At 73.7% G+C, this 304-nt stretch carries 2 pseudogenes; one reads left to right on the top strand and one right to left on the bottom strand.

The window, feature by feature from the left end:
• Positions 1 to 110 (bottom strand): annotated as a pseudogene (locus ACLZOT_RS51575) (thioesterase family protein); the annotation flags it as partial.
• On the opposite strand from ACLZOT_RS51575, the pseudogene ACLZOT_RS51570 reads away from it, so the two are divergent.
• Positions 82 to 304, top strand: a pseudogene (locus tag ACLZOT_RS51570) (transcriptional regulator); the annotation flags it as partial. The pseudogenes ACLZOT_RS51575 and ACLZOT_RS51570 overlap by 29 nt on opposite strands.

Genomic DNA, 304 nt, shown 5'->3' with positions numbered 1-304 from the left:
GACCTCATCTCCCCCTTGCCCGAGGGCTTACCGAGCGCCCAGCCCAGCGTCGAGGGGTCGAGCTTAAGCATCAGCCGGTCGGCGCTCGCCGCGCTGCCGGAGACGCGGGCCCGCCGCCGGGGCATCGCCCTGGTGCTGCTGGCGTCGGCGCAGGTCCAGCAGCGGGAGGTGGAGCGGGCCTGCCACACCGGGGTGCGGGCGATGGAGCTGCTGTCGACGGTGCGTTCCAGCCGGGGCGCCGAATACCTCGACGACCTCCACCAGCGGCTCACGCCCTTCGGCGAGGAACCCGCCGTACGGGAGT

This window comes from Streptomyces sp. 4F14, from assembly GCF_048159485.1.
Taxonomy (GTDB): Bacteria; Actinomycetota; Actinomycetes; order Streptomycetales; family Streptomycetaceae; genus Streptomyces.
This window is presented reverse-complemented; position numbering and strand designations above follow the sequence as displayed.